At 69.7% G+C, this 19,763-nt stretch carries 1 protein-coding gene (running past one end of the window); it reads right to left on the bottom strand.

Annotated elements, in window-relative coordinates; translation table 11 throughout:
* Positions 1–19,763 carry the 5' portion of an LEPR-XLL domain-containing protein gene (locus AC1D29_RS08100; protein ID WP_477896217.1) on the bottom strand. 18,097 nt of this gene lie to the left of the window's left edge, so only the first 19,763 of its 37,860 coding nucleotides appear in the window; its start codon is at positions 19,761–19,763; its stop codon lies off the left edge, out of view.

Genomic DNA, 19,763 nt, shown 5'->3' with positions numbered 1-19,763 from the left:
CCGCGGGCGATGAACTCGCCGTTCAGCGCGGCCGCGCCCGTGGGCGAGAAGCGCATGCCGCCGGACAGCGTCTCGACGCGGGCCGTGGGTGCGAACGTGACCTGCGCGTTGCCGCTGCTGCTGGTGCCGGCATTCAGCTCGATGGCCGTGTGCGCGCGCAGCGAGCCGGCGACGATGATTTCGCCAGTCGGCGCGTTCTCGCGGCCGATCTTGATGACCGAGCCCGTCGCGCTGGCATCCACCGCGTACGGGCGGCTGGACGTGGCACTGGCCTGCGTGAAGCCCAGGCGGTCCGAGCCGGCTGCGGCGCCGACAGTGAAGGGCTGCGCGGTCGTGCTGGTCAGCACCAGGTGGCCGTCGTCCAGGCGCACCTGCAGCTGGCTGGCGGTGATGCCCAGCGTGCTGCCCACCGCCGGCGTGCCGGTCGGCGACCGAGTGACGACCAGGGCCGCCCCGGCCAGCGCGTTCTCCACGTCCTGTCGCAGTCCGGCAATGCCGGTGTTGTCGACCGTGTCGAGCGCGCGAACGGTGACGGTGCCAGTGACGGTATAGCCGCCCGCATCGAAATTGATCGTGAACGACGCGTCTTCGCTGAGGCGGCCACTGGCCAGCTCGGCAAAGCCCGCGGCCTGCAGCTCCTGCGTCCAGGCCGGCACCAGCACGCCCAGCTTGCCGGCGGCGGACAGCGCGATCGTGCTGTCTTCCTGCCAGGTGCTGAGCTGCACGGTGCCGCCCAGCAGCAGGCCGTAGCCGGCGAACGGGTCGCTCGGGTCGGCCGCGCCTGGCACACCGCCACGCACATCCAGCGTGCGGCCGGCCTGCAGGTCACGCGTCAGGCGCACGGCGCCACCGGCCTCGACGGTGATGACCGAGTTGCCGCCGAAGGTCTTGACGCGCGAACCCAGGTTGAAGCCGTCGCGGTCCTGCACGTCCTCGATGTCGCCGCCGGCGACGAGCTGGCCATCGAGGTTGGCGGCGCCGACTGCGCGCAGGTCGATGCGACCGGCCTCGTCGTGGACGACGACGCGGGCCGCACCCGGCAGGCGCAGGCTCAGGCCGTCGGTGGACACGCCGCCGCTGAGCAGCACCGACTGACCGGCGCGGATGGTGGCGCCGACCTCGACCAGGTTGCCCGATGCCGCACGCACCATGCCGCCCAGCCACAGCTGGCCGCCGGCCGTGATGCTGACCTTGGACGGTTCGTCGGACCAGTCGAAGTTCTCGCTGATCAGGCGGCCGTTGGCGCCGAAGGTCTGGCTGGCCGTCGCGCCGGACAGGATGTTGCCGGCGATGCTGATCGCACCGGCCGTGTTGATGGTGACCTGGCCGCCGCTGGCGTTGCTGGTCAGGCCCGGCACGCTGATGCCGCCGGCCGACGTGATGACCAGGCCGTAGCCGGCGTCGTCGGCGCCGGGCGCACCGGTGGTCGTGAGCGTGACGGCGCGAGCCGCCGTCAGTGCCGTGTCGATATCGATGCGCTCGCCAGCGGTGACGCTGATGCGCGAGTCCGGCCCCAGCCACTGCACGCCGCTGGGCGTGATCTCGCCGCCGGCGACCAGCGCGCCGTGCAGTTCGACATCGCGGGCGCCGCTGACGGTGATGCTGGCGCCAGCGGCCAGCGCGTTCAGCGTGGAGCTGGCGTGCACGTAGACGCTGGTGCCCTCGCCTGGCTTGCCGGCTTCCGGCGCGCCGCGGCCGGTCAGGCTGATGTTGCCGTGGATCTCGGCCTGGCCTTGCCAGTAGACCCAGCGGTCGGAGGCCAGCGTCAGGTCGGAGCCGTTGCCCAGCAGGTTGATGTTGCCCTGGACGATGATGTCGTCGCGGGTGTTGACGTTCAGGTCGGCATTGGCCTGCAGCGTCGTGATCGTGCCCGTCAGCAGGAAGCCGGCGCCGCGCTGGCCGAACAGCGGATGCGGGTCCAGCACGCGCAGCTCTTCGGCCACGCCGTCGCCATTGGCGTCGTAGGCGTAGGCGATGTAGCGGTGGCCGGCACCGTCGTCCAGCACCCAGCGCGTCGCGTGCGACACACCGGCCGCGGCGTTGCTGTAGTCCTGGCCCTGAGCGAAGCTGGTGCGCAGCTTCAGGCCGTCGGCCGCGTCGGCCTTGTAGAAGACCAGGCCGGCGTCGCTGTAGGGCGTGAAGCCCGTCTGCGCAAGCACGCGGGCCTGCTGCTGCGCGTCGAGGCTGGCAAAGGCCTGGCCGGCGTTGGGGATGGCGACGGCGGACCAGACGATGGCGTCGCGGTCGAAGTCCAGGCTGGTGCGGTACTCCGGCGCACCCGCGGTCTTGGCGAACACCTCGCCCTGCCAGCGGCTGTAGCCGTTGCTGGCGAGCACGCGGTCCTGCTGCTCCACCGTCATGTCGACGAAGGCGGTGCCGGCCAGTGCCGGCGCGACGCCGCCCCAGGCGATGTTGGCGAACTGGTAGTCCGCGCCGTCCGTCAGCGTCGCCAGCACCTGGTGGCCGTCGGCGGCGCTGCGGTTCACGTAGACCTCGCGCTGCACCTCGGCATAGCCCAGGCCGGTCAGCACGACGGCGCGTTGCGCCAGGCTCAACTCGCCAAAGCTGGTGCCGGCATCCGGCTTGATGGCGCCGCCCCAGTCGATCTGCGCGTAGTCGACATCGGCGCCGCCGGCCGTGAAGCCGCTGACCCAGCGGTCGCTGGCCGGCGCGTCGGCCTTGAAGAAGCTCTCGCCGTCGGCGCGCTCGTAGCCCAGGCTGTGCGCGACGATGCGCTGCTGGGCCGCGGTCAGTGACGCGAACGCCGTGCCGGCGGCCGGGGCACCGGCGCTGCCCCAGTCGATCTGGTCGTTGCGGTAGTCGGTGACGACGCCTTCCCTGAAGCCGGTGACCAGGCGCTTGCTCGCCGCGGCCTCGTAGTTGAAGAACTGCGCCGGCTTGCCCGCCGCGTCGCCGGCCTGGATGTAGGTGATGACGGTCGCCTTCTGAGCGGCCGTCAGGTCCTTGAACTGCGCATCCTCGGCCGGGCGCAGCAGCTGGTCGACCAGGCTGCGCTGGTCGGGCGTCAGCTGCGCGTAGCCCGTACCCTGGGTGGGCACGAACTCGATGGCGCTGTCGACGACGGCCTGCTGCGCGGCGCTCAGCAGCTCGTAGGGCGTCGCGATGTCGGGCTTGCCGGCGGCGCCCCACAGGTCGGCATCCACCAGCAGCGCGTAGTTGCCGGTGAAGTACTCGATCCAGGTCGCGCGTGGGATGGCGGCGTAGTCCAGCGGCTGGCTGGACCATTGCGCGGCTGGGATGGCGTAGTAATCCAGGCGGTAGCCGAGCTGGTCGACGACGGCCATGCGCTGCGCGGCGCTGAGCTGCGCGAAGCCGGGGTCGCCGCTGGGCGCGGCCACGCCGGCGGCGGCCCAGCCGATGGTCGCGTTGTCGTAGTCGGCCGAGAGCCCTTCGATGAAACCGGCGCGCAACCCGGCGGTGGCGCTGTAGTAGGCCGGCTGGGCATACATCGTGTAGCCCAAGTGCGCGGCCACGGCGGCCTGCTGGGCGGTGCTGAGCGACTCGAAGGCCGTGCCGGCGGCCGGTGCGTCAGCGGCGCCCCAGTTGACGGCGGCGGGGTCGTAGCTGACGGCGTGGCCGACGACCAGCTGCTCGCGCATCGTGTTGGTCGTGGCGCGGAAGAAGGCGCCGTGCTCCAGCACCTGGTAACCGAGGCTGGCGGCAACGGCGGCCTGGGCCTCCTTGCTGAGCTCGCCAAAGGGCGTGTAGTCGCCCACGGCGACCGCGTGCGAGGAGCCCAGCGTCAGGTTCTGGCTGGCCAGCAGCGACAGCAGCTCGGGCGACAGGTTGCCGGCGGCGAGGCCCGACAGGATGGCGGCGATGGTCGCCGCGTCGGCCGTGCTGGCGAGCGTGATGCCCGGCAGCGTGTCGAAGTAGTCGGCCTGCGTGCTGCTCACCTCGCCAACGTTGAAGACGGCGCTGGCCGCCGTTGTCAGCGAGCCGCCCAGCAGCAGCTCGCCCGGGGTGTTGATCTCGACACGCGTGCCGCTGCCGGTCAGCAGCGGCGTGCGGCCGTCGCTGGCGAAGGTGGCGCCGCCCAGCACGGCGCTGCCGCTGAGCAGATGCACCTTCTGGCCGGCGTTCAGGCTGACCAGCGAGCCGCCCAGCGACGCCGACACCAGCGCGCCCTCGCCCAGCTGCAGCTTGCTGCCGGCCTCGATGCGCAGCGTGGAGTTGGCGGCCAGGGCCTGCACGGCGCTGGCGATGACGACGGAGCCGCTGCCGCGCAGGCTCAAGCTGCCGCCGGCCTGGGCGACGCTGATCTCGGCGCCCTTGTCCGTGGAGATGCTGTTGGGGCCGTCGCCATAGCCGATGAAGGCGCCGGCGCCGGTGCTCGCCAGCACGTTCATCGTCAGGTTGCGCTGGGCGCGCAGCCAGCCGGAGACGACGACCTGCTCGGCGACATTCAGCGTCAGGTCGACGGCGCTCAGGCCCGAGCTGGGCCCGCCGTCCGGCGCATTGACGTTCTGGCGGCGGATCTCGAGCAGGCGCGACTGCAGGCTCAGGCCTTCCGTGGACTGCACGTCGCCCTGGACGATGATCCAGTCGGCCTGCAGCTGGGCCACGTCGTCCAGCCGCGCGGAGAAGGCCTTGCCGTAGACGGTGCCGTTGTTCAGGTCGCCGACGCGCATGACGACGCCCGGCGCCGTGTGGCCGATGTCGATGACCGAATAGCCGTTGGCCAGCGCGGAGACATCGCGCTCGCTGAGTTCCATCGCGCCGGTCTGGCCGAACGAGCGATCGTTGCCGTACTCGCTCTGGCCGGCGCTGCCGATGCGGTAGTTCTGGTCGACCGCGTGGCTGCGCAGGGTCAGCCGGCCGCTGCCGATGACGCTGTCGTTGCCGGCCTGCAGGTCGATGTCGTCGGCGATCAGGCGCAGCTCGCGACCGGCACCGCCGGCCAGCACGCGGCCGCTGACATGGTCGAACAGCGCCTCGCGGCCGGCCAGGTCCACGTCGATGCCGCCGGACTTGGCCACCAGCCCGCCTTCGGCGCGGCCGTCGCTGACGATCTGCAGGCTGTCGACCTCGCGCACGACGATGTCGACGGTGTCCGCCGCGCCGGTGCCGCGGTTCAGCACCGACAGCTCGGCCAGCTGGGTGTTCAGCACGCCGCGCACGCCGGCCGCGCTGACGCTGAACAAGCCCTGCGGCGCGACGATGCGCGCGTTGGTCACGTCCAGCACACCGGCGGCGTCGATGACCAGATCGCTGCGGCCCCAGCTGGCGCCCGTCGGGTTGGACAGCACGGTGCTGGTGGCGTTCTGGTCGGTCAGCTCGACGCGTTCCAGGCTCTCGTTGAAGACGATCTGGCGGCTGCCGGCCGAGGCGGCGATCAAGACCTCGTGGTCCTTGATCTGCAGCGGCGCGTTGCTGGTGAACGGCGCGACGACCAGGCGATCGTTGCCGGCGCCGCCGTCCAGCGTCAGCTTGCCGCCGCCGACGGCGATGCGGATCAGGTCGTCGCCACCGCCGGCGTCGACGACGTTCTCGCCGGCGCCGATGTTGATGACGTCGTTGCCGCCATTGCCCCAGATGCGGTTGTTGCCCGCACCCATGTCGATGGTCTCGGCACCGTCGCCGCCGATGAACTTGTCGTCGCCGTCGCCGCCGAAGAAGCTGACGCCGTTCTCGGGCCCGCTGGAGAACTCGTCCTTGCCCGCGCTGCCGCGCACGACGCTGCCGGCCGCACCGCCCATGATGACGAAGGCGTCGTTGCCCAGGCCGCCGTCCACGTCCAGCAGCGCCGCGACGCTGGTGCCGATGAACAGGCTGTCATTGCCCTTGCCGCCGTAGTAGACGATCTTGCGGACGCTGCCGGCGGCGTAGGTGTCGGTCTCGCCCAGCGAGCGCACGGTGATGGTGCCGCCGTCCTGGTCGACGCTGAAGGCCTCGTTGGTGATGTCGTCGTACAGCGTGCCGCTGCCGTAGCGGCCGGACGCGTCACCGGCATGCAGGTACAGCGTGCCGTCGGACGCCAGGTGGCTGATGTCGGGCGGCGAGCCGAAGCTCCACTTGTAGCTGCCGCCGACGCTGATGCCCATGACGCGCACGCGCGCCGCGACATAGGCCGCGGCGGGCGTGATGTCGATCTGCGCATCGAAGCCGGCGATCGTGAAGTCGATGCTGCCGAAGATGCCCAGGTCGATCTCGAAGTCCAGCGAGCCATGCGCCTCGGCGAAGAAGCGCGGCCGGCTCGACAGCGCCACGCTCATGCCGGCGTTGAAGTGCAGCGGGCCGAGGTGGATGTCGATCTCGGCGCTGCCGTGGACTTCCCACTGGCCGTCGCTGGAGACGAAGCCGCCCACGTCGACCGTCAGCGCATTGAAGAAGTTCAGGTGGCCGTTGAACTCCAGCTTGAAGACGTCGTTGACGATGCTGATGCGGCCACCGAAGTCGATGTCGAAGGCCAGCAGCTTCAACTTGCCGTTGAGGCTGAGGTCGAACATCGTGTCGCCGGCGATGGTGTGGCCGGACAGCGTCGTGTAGTCGTTGCTGCTGGTGTTGATCTGCAGCAGCGCATTGGCCTTGATGTTCAGCACCGAGATGCCGAACTCCAGCGTGGTCTGCACGCGCAATGCAAAGAACGGCGAGTTGCTGGCGTCGGTGCCGAAGGCGGCATCGAGCGCAAAGGCCAGCTCGCCGAAATCGCCCAGGTCCAGCGTGACGTTGCCGCTGGCCTGCAGGCCGTGGCTGTCGATCAGCAAGTCCATGCCGCCGGACAGCGTGATCGGGCCGACGTGGATGGCAGCCGAGCCCGACAGGCGCAGCAGCTGCGGCGCGACGTTGACGATGACCGGCTGGCCTTGCGCGTTGAAGACGTTGCCGCTCGCGTCGCGGCCGCGCACCTGCTGGGTCTGGCTCGTGGTGTTGATCTGCAGCAGGAAGCGGCCGCTGACGTCGAACACGCCGCCGCCGTCGATGATCTTGGAGTCGGCGCCACTGCCGCCCACTTCCAGGCTGCCGTAGATGCCGCCGGCGACGATGCCCAGCGTGCCGGTGACCTGCAGCGGCTGCAGCACCGGCAGGTCCAGCGTGGCCGTGACGGCCATCTCAACGCCGCTGGTGGAGATGATGACGCTGAAGTCGCCGCGCAGGTCCAGCAGGCCGTCAAGCAGGTCCAGCGAGCCGTTGCCCGTCAGCGCCATGTAGGGGCCGGTCCAGTTGGGCTTGCCGGGCGGCGTGGCGGGGATGGTGTAGACCGGGAAGTCGACCTTGTCGAGGAACTCGTCCGGCACGTTGTAGACGATCTCCTGGCCGAAGCTGTTCATGTTCAGCTCAAGCTCGGCATGCAACTTGGCGACGGCGCCGAAGTCGAGGTTGGCCGACAGGTTCAGGCGCATCGCGATGCCGTCACGGATGACCAGCAGGCCGGTCGCGTGCGTCGTGAACAGCGGCGCGCTGGCCGTGCCGATGCGGGCCTGCACGTCGACGAAGACGGAGATGCCCTGGCTGGCACTGGCGCGCACGTCGAACACGCCCGTCATGTTGACCAGGCCGAAGACGTCGATCTCGGCCTCGCCGAACAAGCGCAGGAACTGCTCGTTATAGAGCAGCACGATGGGTTCGTCGGGGTTGCCCGTCTCGATGGCGTAGCCGGGGGAGATGACGCCCTGGCTGTTCTTCCAGTTGGCACGCGAGAAGTCGATGACGGTGAAGGCGCCGGTCAGGCTGACACCGCCGCCCAGCGTCACCGCGCCCGAGGTGTCCTGCGTGAACTGCGACGTGCCGATCTGGATGCGCACGCCGGTGTTCAGTTCCAGCTGCAGGTTCTCGGCATGGAAGGTCACGTCGGGCACGCCGACCAGGCCGATCTCCGTGACCTTGGCCTGGGCCGCGAGGTAGACACCCACCGACGCGCCCTGCGCCGTGATGACCAGTTCCTTGGCGACGATGAGGCCCACGTCGAGGTCGTTGATCGCGAAGCCGACGGCCGAGGTGTCGGGGCTGTCGGTCTCGGTGATGCGGCCGTCGCCATTGCTGTCGCGCCAGTAGCCGCCGACGCCGATGAAGCCGAAGCCGTCGTTGATGCCGATGGCCAGCGTCGTGACCGTGGTCTCCTCGCCGTTGTCCAGCGTGACGCGCTCCGACCCGCGCTTGGTGAAGGCCATCGACGCCGAGATCTGCACGAAGCCGGCCAGGTTGATGGACGCGTAGCCGATCTTGGCCTGCACCAGGTCGCCGGTGAAGTCGATGAAGACGCTGTTGCCGCCGCCGGCCGGCAGCGCGAAGCCGTGGGCGTTGAGGCGGCCGTCGCGGTTGCTGTCTTCGCCGGTGTCGAGCTGGCCGTTGCCGTTCTTGTCCTCGGTGTAGTCCTTGAACGAGGGGCTCAGCTGGTAGTTGATGGCCGGCGGGCCGAACAGCTGGATGGCGGCCTGCACCGGTGCCGGGATGGACGGCACGTAGAAGCTGTTGATGTTGACTTCGACATCCTCGGCGCGCACGTCCAGGATGTTGTGATCGATGCCGACCAGGCCGGCAAAGCCCACCGAGGCCTTGGCCGTGACGAAGCGCGGTGAATACTGCTCCAGGCCCGGGATGGCCTTGCCGACGGCCGGCGTCATGATGGCCAGGCCGAAGTCGACGTCGTCCAGCGCCACGCCCACGGCGTTGTCGTTGATCTTGTCCAGCAGGCCGTCGTTGTTGGCGTCGACGCCGTAGCGGTATGGGCCGCCCACGCCGGCAAAGCCGCTCAGGTGCGAGCCGCCCAGCGTCATCGCCGAGACCTGCAGCGGCAGGCTGTCGCCGTTGACGCCCAGGCTCTCCAGCAGCGGGCGCAGGCCGCCCATGTCGATGGCGACGTTGAAGATGTCGCCCTGGCGGAAGGCCAGCGAGCCGCGCAGGAACAGGAAGTCGGCGACGGCGATCTCGGCCAGGCCGATGTCGATGCCGATCAGGTCGTTGCCACGCAGCGTCAGCCGCACCGGCGTGCCGCCGGTCTTGATCTCGTAGCCGATGCGCGTGACGCCGCCGGCGTCGACGGTGCGGATGCTGGAATAGTCCGCCGTCGAGCGCATCAGGCCGCCGAACAGCTTGCCACCGTTCTGCACTTCCAGCGTCACGTCGCTGGCGCGGATGGTCAGGATGTTGCCAAAGCCGTAGGTGCCGATTTCCTGGGCATGCAGCTGCAGCGACAGGAAGTTCTGCGCGTTGAAGAAGCTCGGCAGGTCGGCCTTGAAGACGCCCAGGCCCAGGTCGACGTCCTGCAGGCCGAAACCGATCAGGCCGTCCTGGCTGGACAGCGGCTTCGTGAAGTCGGGGTTGCCGACGCCGATGAAGACGTCGACGTCGGACGCGCCGAAGCTCAGGCCCTTGAAGGTGACGTTGGACAGCCGCGAGTAGTCGCTGGAAAGGCCGCCGATGGCGCGCAGGCCTTGCAGGATCTGCGTCGCCTGGCCGGCCGGCAGCAGCTGCTCGATCAGCGACAGCTCGGCCGGCAGGCCGGTGTACATGTCGGCGGTGAAGGTCTCGCCCAGGTTCAACCTGAAATCGCCATGGATGTGGACGAAGTTGGCGATGTTGATGTTCAGGTTCGGCAGCTCGACCGAGCCGAACAGCGTCAGGCCGAGGCTGGGATCGAAGCCGATGGACAGCTCGAGGTTCTTCAGGAAGTCCAGCGCGCCGTCGAGGAAATCGAAGCCCGGCAGCTTGTCGGGCAGGAAGCTCGTGAGCTTCTTCAGGCTGATGGTCGGGATCAGCTGGCCGGTGGACGGGAGTTCAAAGTCGAAGTCGAACGAGGTCGTGACCGAGAACAGGTCGAACACGCCCAGCGTCGCCGTCATCGCGATGCGCAGCGAGTTGCTGTCGAAGTCGATCTTGAACGCGTTGGCGTCGCTGCCGATGGGGATGGCCAGGCCGCCACCGGGCAGCTTGCTGAAGTCCACGTAGGCGCTGGGCACCGGGTACTTGCCCAGGAATGCGCCGTTGAAGCCCAGCTTGACGTCGGTGGCCTGCAGCGTGAGATACGGGTCGGTGCCGACCAGGCCGGCCAGACCAGCGCTGGCCGTGAAGGCGTAGAACTTGCCCGGCAGCGTGATGCCGGCGCCCAGCGTGGGCGTCAGCATCGCCAGCGCGAAGTCCAGGTTGTCGATGGCGAAGCCGATGGCGTCGTCGTTGGGCGTGTCGCTCGCGTCGATGACACCGTCGCCGTTGGTGTCGCGGCGATAGGGGCCGTTGATGCCGGCAAAGGCGTTGACGTTCTTGCCGGCGACAACCAGCACGTCGGCCGGGATCTCGACGTTCAGGCCCACGGCGTTGAAGTTGACGCCGTCGACCGTCTGCTTCTGGAAGGTGAAGCCGCCCGACAGGCTGACGATGCCCGCCACGCTGGCCTTGGCCTGGCCCACCGTCGCGCTGATGAGGCGGTTGCCGGCATCCAGCATGATGGGCGTGCCGCCGGTGGCGATGGCATGGCCGCCGCCGGCCGCGAAGTCGATGACGTAGAGCGGGTTGCTGCTGATGTTGACGTCGACCAGTGCGTCGTTCAGCGAGAACTCGATGAACTGGTCGAAGCCGACGAAACCGATCTGCCGGGCCGAAGCCTTGAGTGCGGTGAACTTGGTGCCGACGACGATGTTGGCGGCCGGGTTCAGCACATCGGGCATGGCCTTGTACAGGCCCAGCGCGAAGTCGAAGTCGTCGACGACCAGGCCGATGGCGTTCGGGTTCGTGCTGTCGCCGCCCACGCCCACGAAGGCGTGCACGTCGCTGGCGCCGATCTCGATGGCGCGCATCTTCACGTCGGCGATGCTGACGCCCAGCGGCGCCTTGACGGTCAACCTGACGTCGTCGGCCTTGCGGAAGGCGAAGTTGCCGTCGATGTGCACGAACTGACTGATGGTCAGCCGCGCGTCGGTCAGGCTGGCGGCGATGACGCTGCCGGACATGTCCAGCACCACCGGCGCGCCGCCGGTAGGCACGCTGAAGCCGCTGCTGCCGCCGGCCGTGAAGTCGATGGGCCGGGCGATGCCGGTGGCCGTGTTCAGCTCGATGTCGACACCGTTGGCCGACAGCTCGAAGTCCTTGGGGTCGAAACCGTAGACGCCGATGGCATCCGCGTGGGCCTTCAGCGCCGTGTACTTGATGCCGCCGGCGTTGGCCATCAGCAGGCCGATGTCCACGCCTTGCACGCCCAGGCCGTAGAGCTGGCTGGTCTGGTCCTGGAAGCGACGCGTGCGGTCCAGGCCACCGTCGGCATAGCCGATGAAGACGTCGACATTGCTGGCGCCGACCGTGAAGCCGCGCGCGTTCAGCAGCGGCAGGCCCAGCGTGTTGCGCAGGCCCGTGAAGCTGGCTTTCTGGAAGGCGAAGCTGCCCTGGATGAGCACGAAGTCCGAGATCGCCAGCGTCGCCTGCGCGGCGGACAGCATCAGCCGCTCGCCGGAGAAGTTCAGCGTGACCGGGTCGGCGCCGGTGGGCAGGTCCAGCGCGCGGCTGCCGGCGAAGTTCAGCGGCGTGATGAGGCCGCCCACGCCCGGCGAGGCGCTGTTGTATTCGATGTGGACGTCGGTCGCGCTGAGCTGGAAGTCGCTGGCGTCGACGCCGTAGATGGCCACGTTGCTCGCGTCGGCGCGCAGCGCGCGGTAGGTCTTGCCAGCCTGGTCCTTGACGCTCAAGAAGCCGAAGCTCAGGCCTTGCACGCCGAAGCCGTACAGGCTGCCGGCCTGGTCGGCGAAGGACTTGCTCGCGTCGATGCCGCCGTCCGCATAGCCGACGAAGGCGTCGATGCCGCTGCCGGCGATGGAGAAGCCCTTGGCGCCCAGCACCGGCGTGAGGCCGTTGCCGGCACGCAGCGTGTTGCCGAAGTCGGCCTTCTGGAAGCCGATGGCGCCGCGGAAGTAGATGAAGTCCGAGACCTTCAGCACCGCCTCGCGGGCGTAGACGCCGATGCGGTCGCCGCCGCGGAAGTCCAGCGCGATGGCGCCCGCCGAGCCCAGCGCCAGGCCACCGGCACCGAAGCTGCGCACGAAGTCGATGCTGCGGCCGCTGGCGTCGGCGCGGTTGATCTCCAGCTGCAGGTCGCTGGCGCTGAGCTCGAAGTCGTTGGGGTCGAAGCCGTAGACGGCGACGTGCGCGAGGTTGGCCTTGGCCGCCGTGTACGACTGGCCGCCGGCCTTGGCGATGAGCAGGCCGAAGTCCGCGCTGCTGACGCCGAAACCGTAGAGGTTGCCGGCCTGCTGGTCGGGCGTCTTGCTGGTGTCGAAGCCGCCGTCCGCATAGCCGACAAAGACGCTGACGCCCTGGCCGGTGATGGCCAGCATGGAGGTGGCTGTGACCTGTTGCGGCAGGCCGGCGGCGGTGGCCAGCGTGATGGGCGCGGTGGGGCTGTACTTCTCGAAGCCGATGCGGCCCGACAGGTAGGCGAAGTCGAACAGCTGCAGCGTGATGTCGCCTTCGACGCGCACCAGCTCGCCGGCGCTGCCGTCCAGCGTGATGTCGGCCGTCTGGCCGGGGCCGATGAGCACGGTCAGCGGCGCGGCGGCGAAGTCGATGACGCGGTCGTTGGCGCGGCTGGCCTGGTTCAGCTCGATGCTGAGGTTGCGCACCGTGGGCAGCAGGTCGGACAGGCCCACAAAGCCGGCCGACGTTGCGTTCGCTTGCAGCGCCGTCCATTTGCGGCCGGGTTCGGCCTGCGAGCTGATCAGCGCCAGCGCCAGGTCCACGCCAGCAATCTGCAGGCCGGCCGCATCGGCGGTGCCGCCGTTGACACCGGCGAACACCGTGACGTTGTCCAGACCGAAGGTCAGCACGTCGACGGCGATGTCCTGCGCCGGCAGCGTGCGCGTGGCGGCCAGCGACAGCGTGGTGCTGCGCTTCTCGACGGCGAAGCCACCCGAGACCTGCACGAAGCCGAAGGCGTCCAGCGTCAGCGTGCCGGTGGCGCTCAGCATCGGACCGTTGGCGCCCGGCATGTCGAACGTGATGCCACTGGCCGGGCCGGTGGCGACGGTCATCGCGGTCGCACCGCTGGCGTAGTCGACGACCGCGGGCTTGGCGCCGACCGGCACGACCTGCGACGCGCGGTTGACCTGCACCTTGATGTCGTTGGCCTGCAGCGTCAGGCCGTCGGGCATGCCAACCAGGGCGATCTGCTGGGCGGTGGCTTCCAGCGACGTCCACTTGCGCGGCGCGGCGCCACCCACTTCGCTGATCAGCGCCAGACCGAAGTTGGCGCCGGTCAATTCCAGGCCGACTTGGTCGGCCGTGCCGCCGTTGATGCCGGCGAACGCGCGCACGTTGCTGGCGCCAATGGTCAGCAGACGGGCGTTGACGGTGGCGGGCGTGGCGGTCTGCACACCTTGCGCGTTGGTCGCGGCGGACAGCGTGACCGCCTGGTCGCGCTGCTCGATGGCGAAGCCGCCGCTGACCTGGAAGAAGCCGAAGGCGTCCAGCGTCAGCGTGCCGCTGGCCTTCAGGACCTTGCCCTCGCTGCCGGCCATGTCCAGCGTCAGCGTGTTGCCGGGGCCGGTGGCGACGACGAGGTTCTGCGCCGCATAGTCGACGACCTTGTCGTTCAGCGCCTTGGCCTGGTTGATGCGCAGCGCGAGGTCGCTGCCGGTCAGCGTCAGGCCGTCGATGCCGACCAGCCCCACGCTGCCGGCACTGGCCTGCAGGCTGGTCCAGCTGCGCGTCGGCGTGGCCTTGCTGGACTGCATCGCCAGCGCGAATTCGAGGTTGGTCAGCGCCAGGCCCACGCGCTCGGCCGAGTTGCCGTTGATGCCGGCAAAGCCGTTGATGCCCGCGCCGCCCACCGTCAACAGCCGGGTCTGCACCGTGCTGCCGTCGGCCAGCACGACCGTCGAGTCCTTGCTCTCGATGGCGAAGCCGCCACTGACCTGCACGAAGCCGAACGCGTCCAGCTGCAGGTTGCCGCTGGCGCGCAGCAGCTTGCCGTCGCTGCCGGCGACGTCCAGCGTCAGCGTGTCGGCCGAGCCGGTCGCGACCGTGAGGTTCTGCGCCGCGTAGTCGGCCACCGCGTCGTTGAGCTGCTTGGCCTGGTTGACCTGGATGCTGAGATTGCTGCCCGCCAGCGTGAGGCCGTCGATGCCGACCAACGCGACGCTGCCGACGCTGGCCTGCAGCGTCGTCCAGCCGCGTGCGGGCGTGGCCTTGCTGGACTGCAGCGCCAGCGCGAACTCGGCACCGCTGAGCGTCAGGCCGACGCGGTCGGCCGAGTTGCCGTTGTTGCCGGCAAAGCCGCTGATGCCGCTGCCGCCCACCGTCAGCAGGCGGGTCTGCACGGTGCTGCCGTCGGCCAGCACCAGCGTGGAATCCTTGCTCTCGATGGCGAAGCTGCCGTCCAGCTGCACGAAGCCGAAGGCGTCCAGCGTCAGGTGGCCGCTGGCCTTCAACATCTTGCCGTCGGCACCGGCCATGTCCAGCGTCAGCGTGTCGGCGGGGCCGGTGGCGACGACCAGGTTCTGCGCGGCGTAGTCGGCCACCGGGTCGGCGAGCTGGCCGGCCTGGTTCAGCTTGATGGCCAGGTTGGTGCCGGACAGCGTCAGGCCGTCGATGCCGACCAGGGCCACGCTGTTGGCATTGGCCTGCAGACTCGTCCAGCTGCGCGCCGGCGTGGCCTTGCTGCTCTGCAGCGCCAGGCCGAACTCGGCGCCGGTCAGCGTCAGGCCCACGCGGTCGGCGGAGTTGCCGTTGTTGCCGGCGAACCCGTTGATGTTGCTGCCGCCGACGGTCAGCAGGCGGGTCTGCACCGTCGAGCCGTCGGCCAGGATCAGCGTCGAATCCTTGCTCTCGATGGCGAAGCCGCCCGACAGCTGCACGAAGCCGAAGGCGTCCAGCACCAGGTTGCCGCTGGCCTTCAGCAGCTTGCCGTCGGCGCCGGCCATGTCCAGCGTCAGCGTGTTGGCCGGGCCGGTCGTGACGACGAGGTTCTGGGCCGCGTAGTCGGCGACCGAATCGTTCAGCTGCTTGGCCTGGTTGAGCTTGATGCTGAGGTTGTTGCCAGCCAACGTGAGGCCATTGATGCCCACCAGCGCGACGCTGTCGACGCTGGCCTGCAGGCTGGTCCAGCTGCGCGTGGGCGTGGCCTTGCTGGACTGCAGCGCCAGCGCGAACTCGGCGTTGGTCAGGCTCAGGCCCAGCTTGTCGGCCGAATTGCCGTTGTTGCCGGCAAAGCCGTTGATGCCGGCGCCGCCGATCGCCAGCAGGCGCGTCTGCACGGTCGACCCGTCGGCGAGGACCAGCGTCGAATCCTTGCTCTCGATGGCAAAGCCACCGCTGAGCTGCACGAAACCGAAGGCGTCCAGCGCCAGGTTGCCGCTGGCCTTCAGCAGCTTGCCGTCGCTGCCGGCCATGTCCAGCGTCAGCGTGTCGGCCGGGCCGGTGGCGACGACCAGGGCCTGGGCTGCGTAGTCCGCGACCACGTCGTTCAGCGCCTTGGCCTGGTTGAGCTTGATGGACAGGTTGCTGCCCGACAGCGTCAGCCCGTCGATGCCCACCAGCGCGACATTGGCGACGCTGGCTTGCAGGCTGGTCCAGCTGCGCGTGGGCGTGGCCTTGCTGGACTGCAGCGCCAACGCGAACTCGGCGCCGGTCAGCGTCAGGCCGACGCGATCCGCCGAGTTGCCGTTGTTGCCGGCAAAGCCTTTGATGTTGCTGCCACCCACCGTCAGCAGGCGGGTCTGCACGGTGCTGCCATCGGCCAGCACGACCGACGCGTCCTTGCTCTCGATGGCGAAATTGCCGCCCAGTTGCACGAAGCCGAAAGCGTCAAGCGCCAGCGTGCCGCTGGCCTTCAGCAGCTTGCCCTCGCTGCCCGCCATGTCCAGCGTCAGCGTGTCGGCCGGGCCGGTGGCGACGACCAGGTTCTGCGTCGCGTAATCGGCGACCACGTCGTTCAGCGCCTTGGCCTGGTTGAGCTTGATGGACAGGTTGCTGCCCGCCAGCGTCAGGCCGTCGATGCCCACCAGCGCGACGCTGTTGACGCCGGCCTGCAGGCTGGTCCAGCTGCGCGTCGGCGTGGCCTTGCTGCTCTGCAGCGCCAGCGCGAACTCGGCGCCGGTCAGCGTCAGGCCCACGCGGTCGGCGGAGTTGCCGTTGTTGCCGGCAAAGCCGTTGATGCCGCTGCCGCCCACCGTCAGCAGGCGGGTCTGCATGGTGCTGCCGTCAGCCAGCAGCAGCGTCGAGTCCTTGCTTTCCAGCGCGAAATTGCCGCCCAGCTGCACGAAGCCGAAGGCGTCCAGTGACAGCGTGCCGCTGGCCTTCAGCATCTCGCCTTCGCTGCCGGCCTCGTTGAGCGTCAGCGAGCTGCTGCTGCCGGTGGCGACGACCAGGTTCTGCGCCGCGTAGTCGGCCACCGCGTCGTTCAGCTGGCTGGCCTGGTTGATGCGCACGCCCAGGTTGCTGCCCGACAGCGTCAGCCCGTCGATGCCCACCAAGGCGACGCTGGCGACATTGGCCTGCAGGCTGGTCCAGCTGCGCGCCGGGCTGGCCTTGCTGCTCTGCAGCGCCAGCGCGAAATTCAGGTTGGTCAGCTCCAGGCCGACCTTGCTGGCCGAGCCGCCGTTGTTGCCGGCAAAGCCGTTGATGCCACTGCCGCCAATGGCCAGCAGCCGGGTCTGCACCGTGCTGCCGTCGGCCAGCTGCAGGCTGGTGTCGCGGCGCTCGATGGCGAGGCTGCCGCTGGCGCTGAAGAAATCGAACAGGCCCAGCGCCAGCGTGCCGCTGGCCTTCAGCAGCCGGCCGTCGCCGCCGGCCATGTTCAGCGTGATGCCGGGGCCGCCGGTCGCCACGGTCAACGCCGTCGCGCCGTAGTCGACCACCGCGTCATTGACGGCGGTCGCCTGGTTGACGCTCAGCGCGAGGTTGCTGCCGGTCAGCGTGACGCCGTCGATGCCGATGAGGCCGACCGACGCCGCGCTGGCCTGCAGGCTGGTCCAGCTGCGCGCGGCGTTGTTGCGGTCGGCGAACACCGCCAGCGCCAGGTCCAGGCCGCTGAGGTTCAGGCCCATCGCGCTGGCCTGGCCGGCGTTCATGCCGGCAAAGCCGCTGACGCCGCTGGCGCCCACCGTCAGCAGCCGCGTCTGCACGACCTCGCCGCCGGCCAGCGTGACGGCCTGGTCGCTGCGCGTCAGCGCCAGGCTGCCGTTGAAGCGGACGAATTCGTAGATGTCGAAGGTGACCGTGCCGGAGGCCTGCAGCAGCCGGCCGCGCGAGCCGGCCATGTCCAGCGTGAAACTGCCGGCGCCGGTCGGCACGGCCAGCACCGTGCGGGTGGCACCGTAGTCGACGACCGAGTCGTTGACGTTGCTGGCCTGGTTGACGCTGACCGACAGATTGCTGCCCGTCAGCGTGATGCCTGGCAGGCCGCTGAAGCCGGCCGTTGCGGCGCTGGCCTGCAGGCTGGTCCAGTGGCGGGTCGGGTCGCTGCGCGCGCTCATCAGCGCCAGCGCGAAGTCGACGCCGGCCAGCGCCAGGCCCGGGCCGCCAGGCACCCCGGCGCTGGCCGAGAGGCCATGGCCGCCGAGCAGGAAGCAGTCGACCAGCACGCCGGCCGTGGCCTCGTCGACGCCGGCGGTGCTGGTGTTGTCGGCGGCCAGCAGCACGGTGGCGCTGCTGCGCTCCAGCGCCAGGTTGCCGCCGGCGCTGAAGAAGTCACCCACCGTCAGGGCGGCGCCGGTCAGGCTGACCTGCTGCAGGCCGGCCGTGAAGCCGGCGCCGAAGGTGTAGCCGGCGTTGCCGACGGCCAGCACGCGGCCGCTGGCGTCGCCGGCCGTCGCATTCCAGCGCAGTGCGGCGGAGGACGCGCTGGCTGACACATCGCTGCCCAGCTGCAGGAAGGCCGCGCCGCTGGCCTCGACCAGCTCGACACCGCCACCCGAGGCGCTCATCGCCACGGCGACCTGGGCGCCGCTGACGCCGGCCTTGAAGCTGCCCGCGACCAGTTGGAAGCCGGCGTTGGCGGCGATCAAGTCCATGCCGCCGGTGTTGGCGTCGCGGCCGAAGGCGAAGTCGCCGCTGAGGCTGAAGGTGTCGCCGATGCTGGCCTGCAGGCCGCGGATGTCGACCGTCGGCGTGCTGCTGGCCGGCAGCGTGCCGAAGGTGTGGCTGAGCGCGCCGGCCGTCAGCACATGGCCGGTCTGGTCGGCGCCGCTGAGGTTCAGGCGCAGCAGCGCCGACGTGGCCGACACGCTGGCAAAGCCGCCGCCGGACAGATGGAAGCCGCCGCTGGCCTCCATGGCCAGGCCGCCCCCCGAAGTCATCAGCGCGCCGAAGCTGGCGTCGGTCACGCCGGCCGCGAAGCTGCCCGTCGTCAGCCGGGCCTCGATGTGGTCGCCGATGGCCGTCAGCGAGCCGGCCGATACCGCCAGGCCCAGCGAACCGCTCAGCGTGACCGGGCCATAGGCCAGTTGGCCGGTGCCGCTCATGGACGCGAAATCGCCCAGGTGGCCGTCACCGTTGAAATTGACCAGGTTGCCGCCGACCAGCAGGCCCTGCGGCTGGCTGGAGAGGTCGATGCCCGCGTGGTTGGCCGCGCCGTTCAGCTGGCCCAAGCCCAGGCTGAATTCCAGCGACAGGTTGCTGGCGCTCAGCGTCAGGCCGCTGACGCCTTGCAGGCCAATGCCACCGGCCGCGCCCTTGGCCAGCAGCCAGCCGGCCGCATTGGCGCCTTGACCGTCCAGCAGCACGACTGCCGCGTCGATCTGGCTGAAGGTGACGCCGGGCTTGCTGGCATCCGCCGAGTTCAGGCCCAGGTAGCCACTGGCGTCGTCCAGGCCAATCTGCCAGACGTCGTAGCTGTGCGTGCCGCTGCCGTCGCTGAGCAGCACGTTCTGCGTGTAGCTGGCGGCCAGCGTACCGGACAGCTTGACGCCCTGGCCCAGGTCCAGCGTGCCGCCGAAGCTGTAGGCCTGGTTGCGAGCGAAATAACCCGCGTTGAACCACTCGCCCGCCTGGTCGGCCAGCGCCTGGCCATTGCTGCCGGCCGCGGCGTACAGCAGGTTGACCGCAAAGGTGCTGGGAGCGTCGAGCCGGTGCGCGATGAGGCTGAGCTCCTTCGCGGCCGCGTCGTGATGGATCTCGAAGTACAGGCCATTGCCGACGCTGACCAGGCCCTCGCCCTCGGCGAAGCTGCCGGACAGCTGGTCGTAATGCAGGAACTTGAAGGTCTGGCCGTCGGTCGGCGACGCGCCGCCGATCAGGCTGACCTTGAGCGTGCCGTTCAGCGTGGCCAGGCCGCTGACATCGACGAAGTCGACGGCGCCGGTGCTGTCGATCTCCACCTCGAAGGTGTCGCCGACACCCAGCGTCAGCGAGGGTTCGGTCGTCTGCGTGACGGCCTGCGCGCCGCCCGGGTTCACAACGGCCAGCGCATGCGAGAACGTCGTCGCGCTGCTGAGATTCAGCACCTCGGGGTCGTTGGCCGCGTGGTCCAGTGGCACGCTCAGCGTGCCGGCCATGAAGCCGCTGGCCGTCTGTGCATGGCCGGCGTCGAAGGCGCGCGCGTCGACGGCGAAGGTCTGGCTGCCGGCGGACGAAGCCTCGGGCGCGCTCGGCGCCCAGGTCTGCCAGCCGTCCGGCAGCGTGGCATGAGCGAAATGACCCGGGTGGTCGGCCAGCGCGTCGGCCGGGTCGTAGGCGCCGTCCAGTGATTGCGCGTAGGGGTCGACCGGCTGCATGACCACCGCATGCGCCGCACCCAGCACCGGGTCGGCCGACAGCAGCACGCGCGGCTCCAACGCCTCCAGCTTGTAGGCATCGCGCATCGCGCGAGCCAGACCGACCAT

The sequence above is a fragment of the Roseateles sp. P1_C6 genome (genome assembly GCF_056406315.1).
The sequence above is the reverse complement of the archived record's forward strand: the minus strand, read 5'-3'. Positions and strand labels throughout refer to the sequence as shown.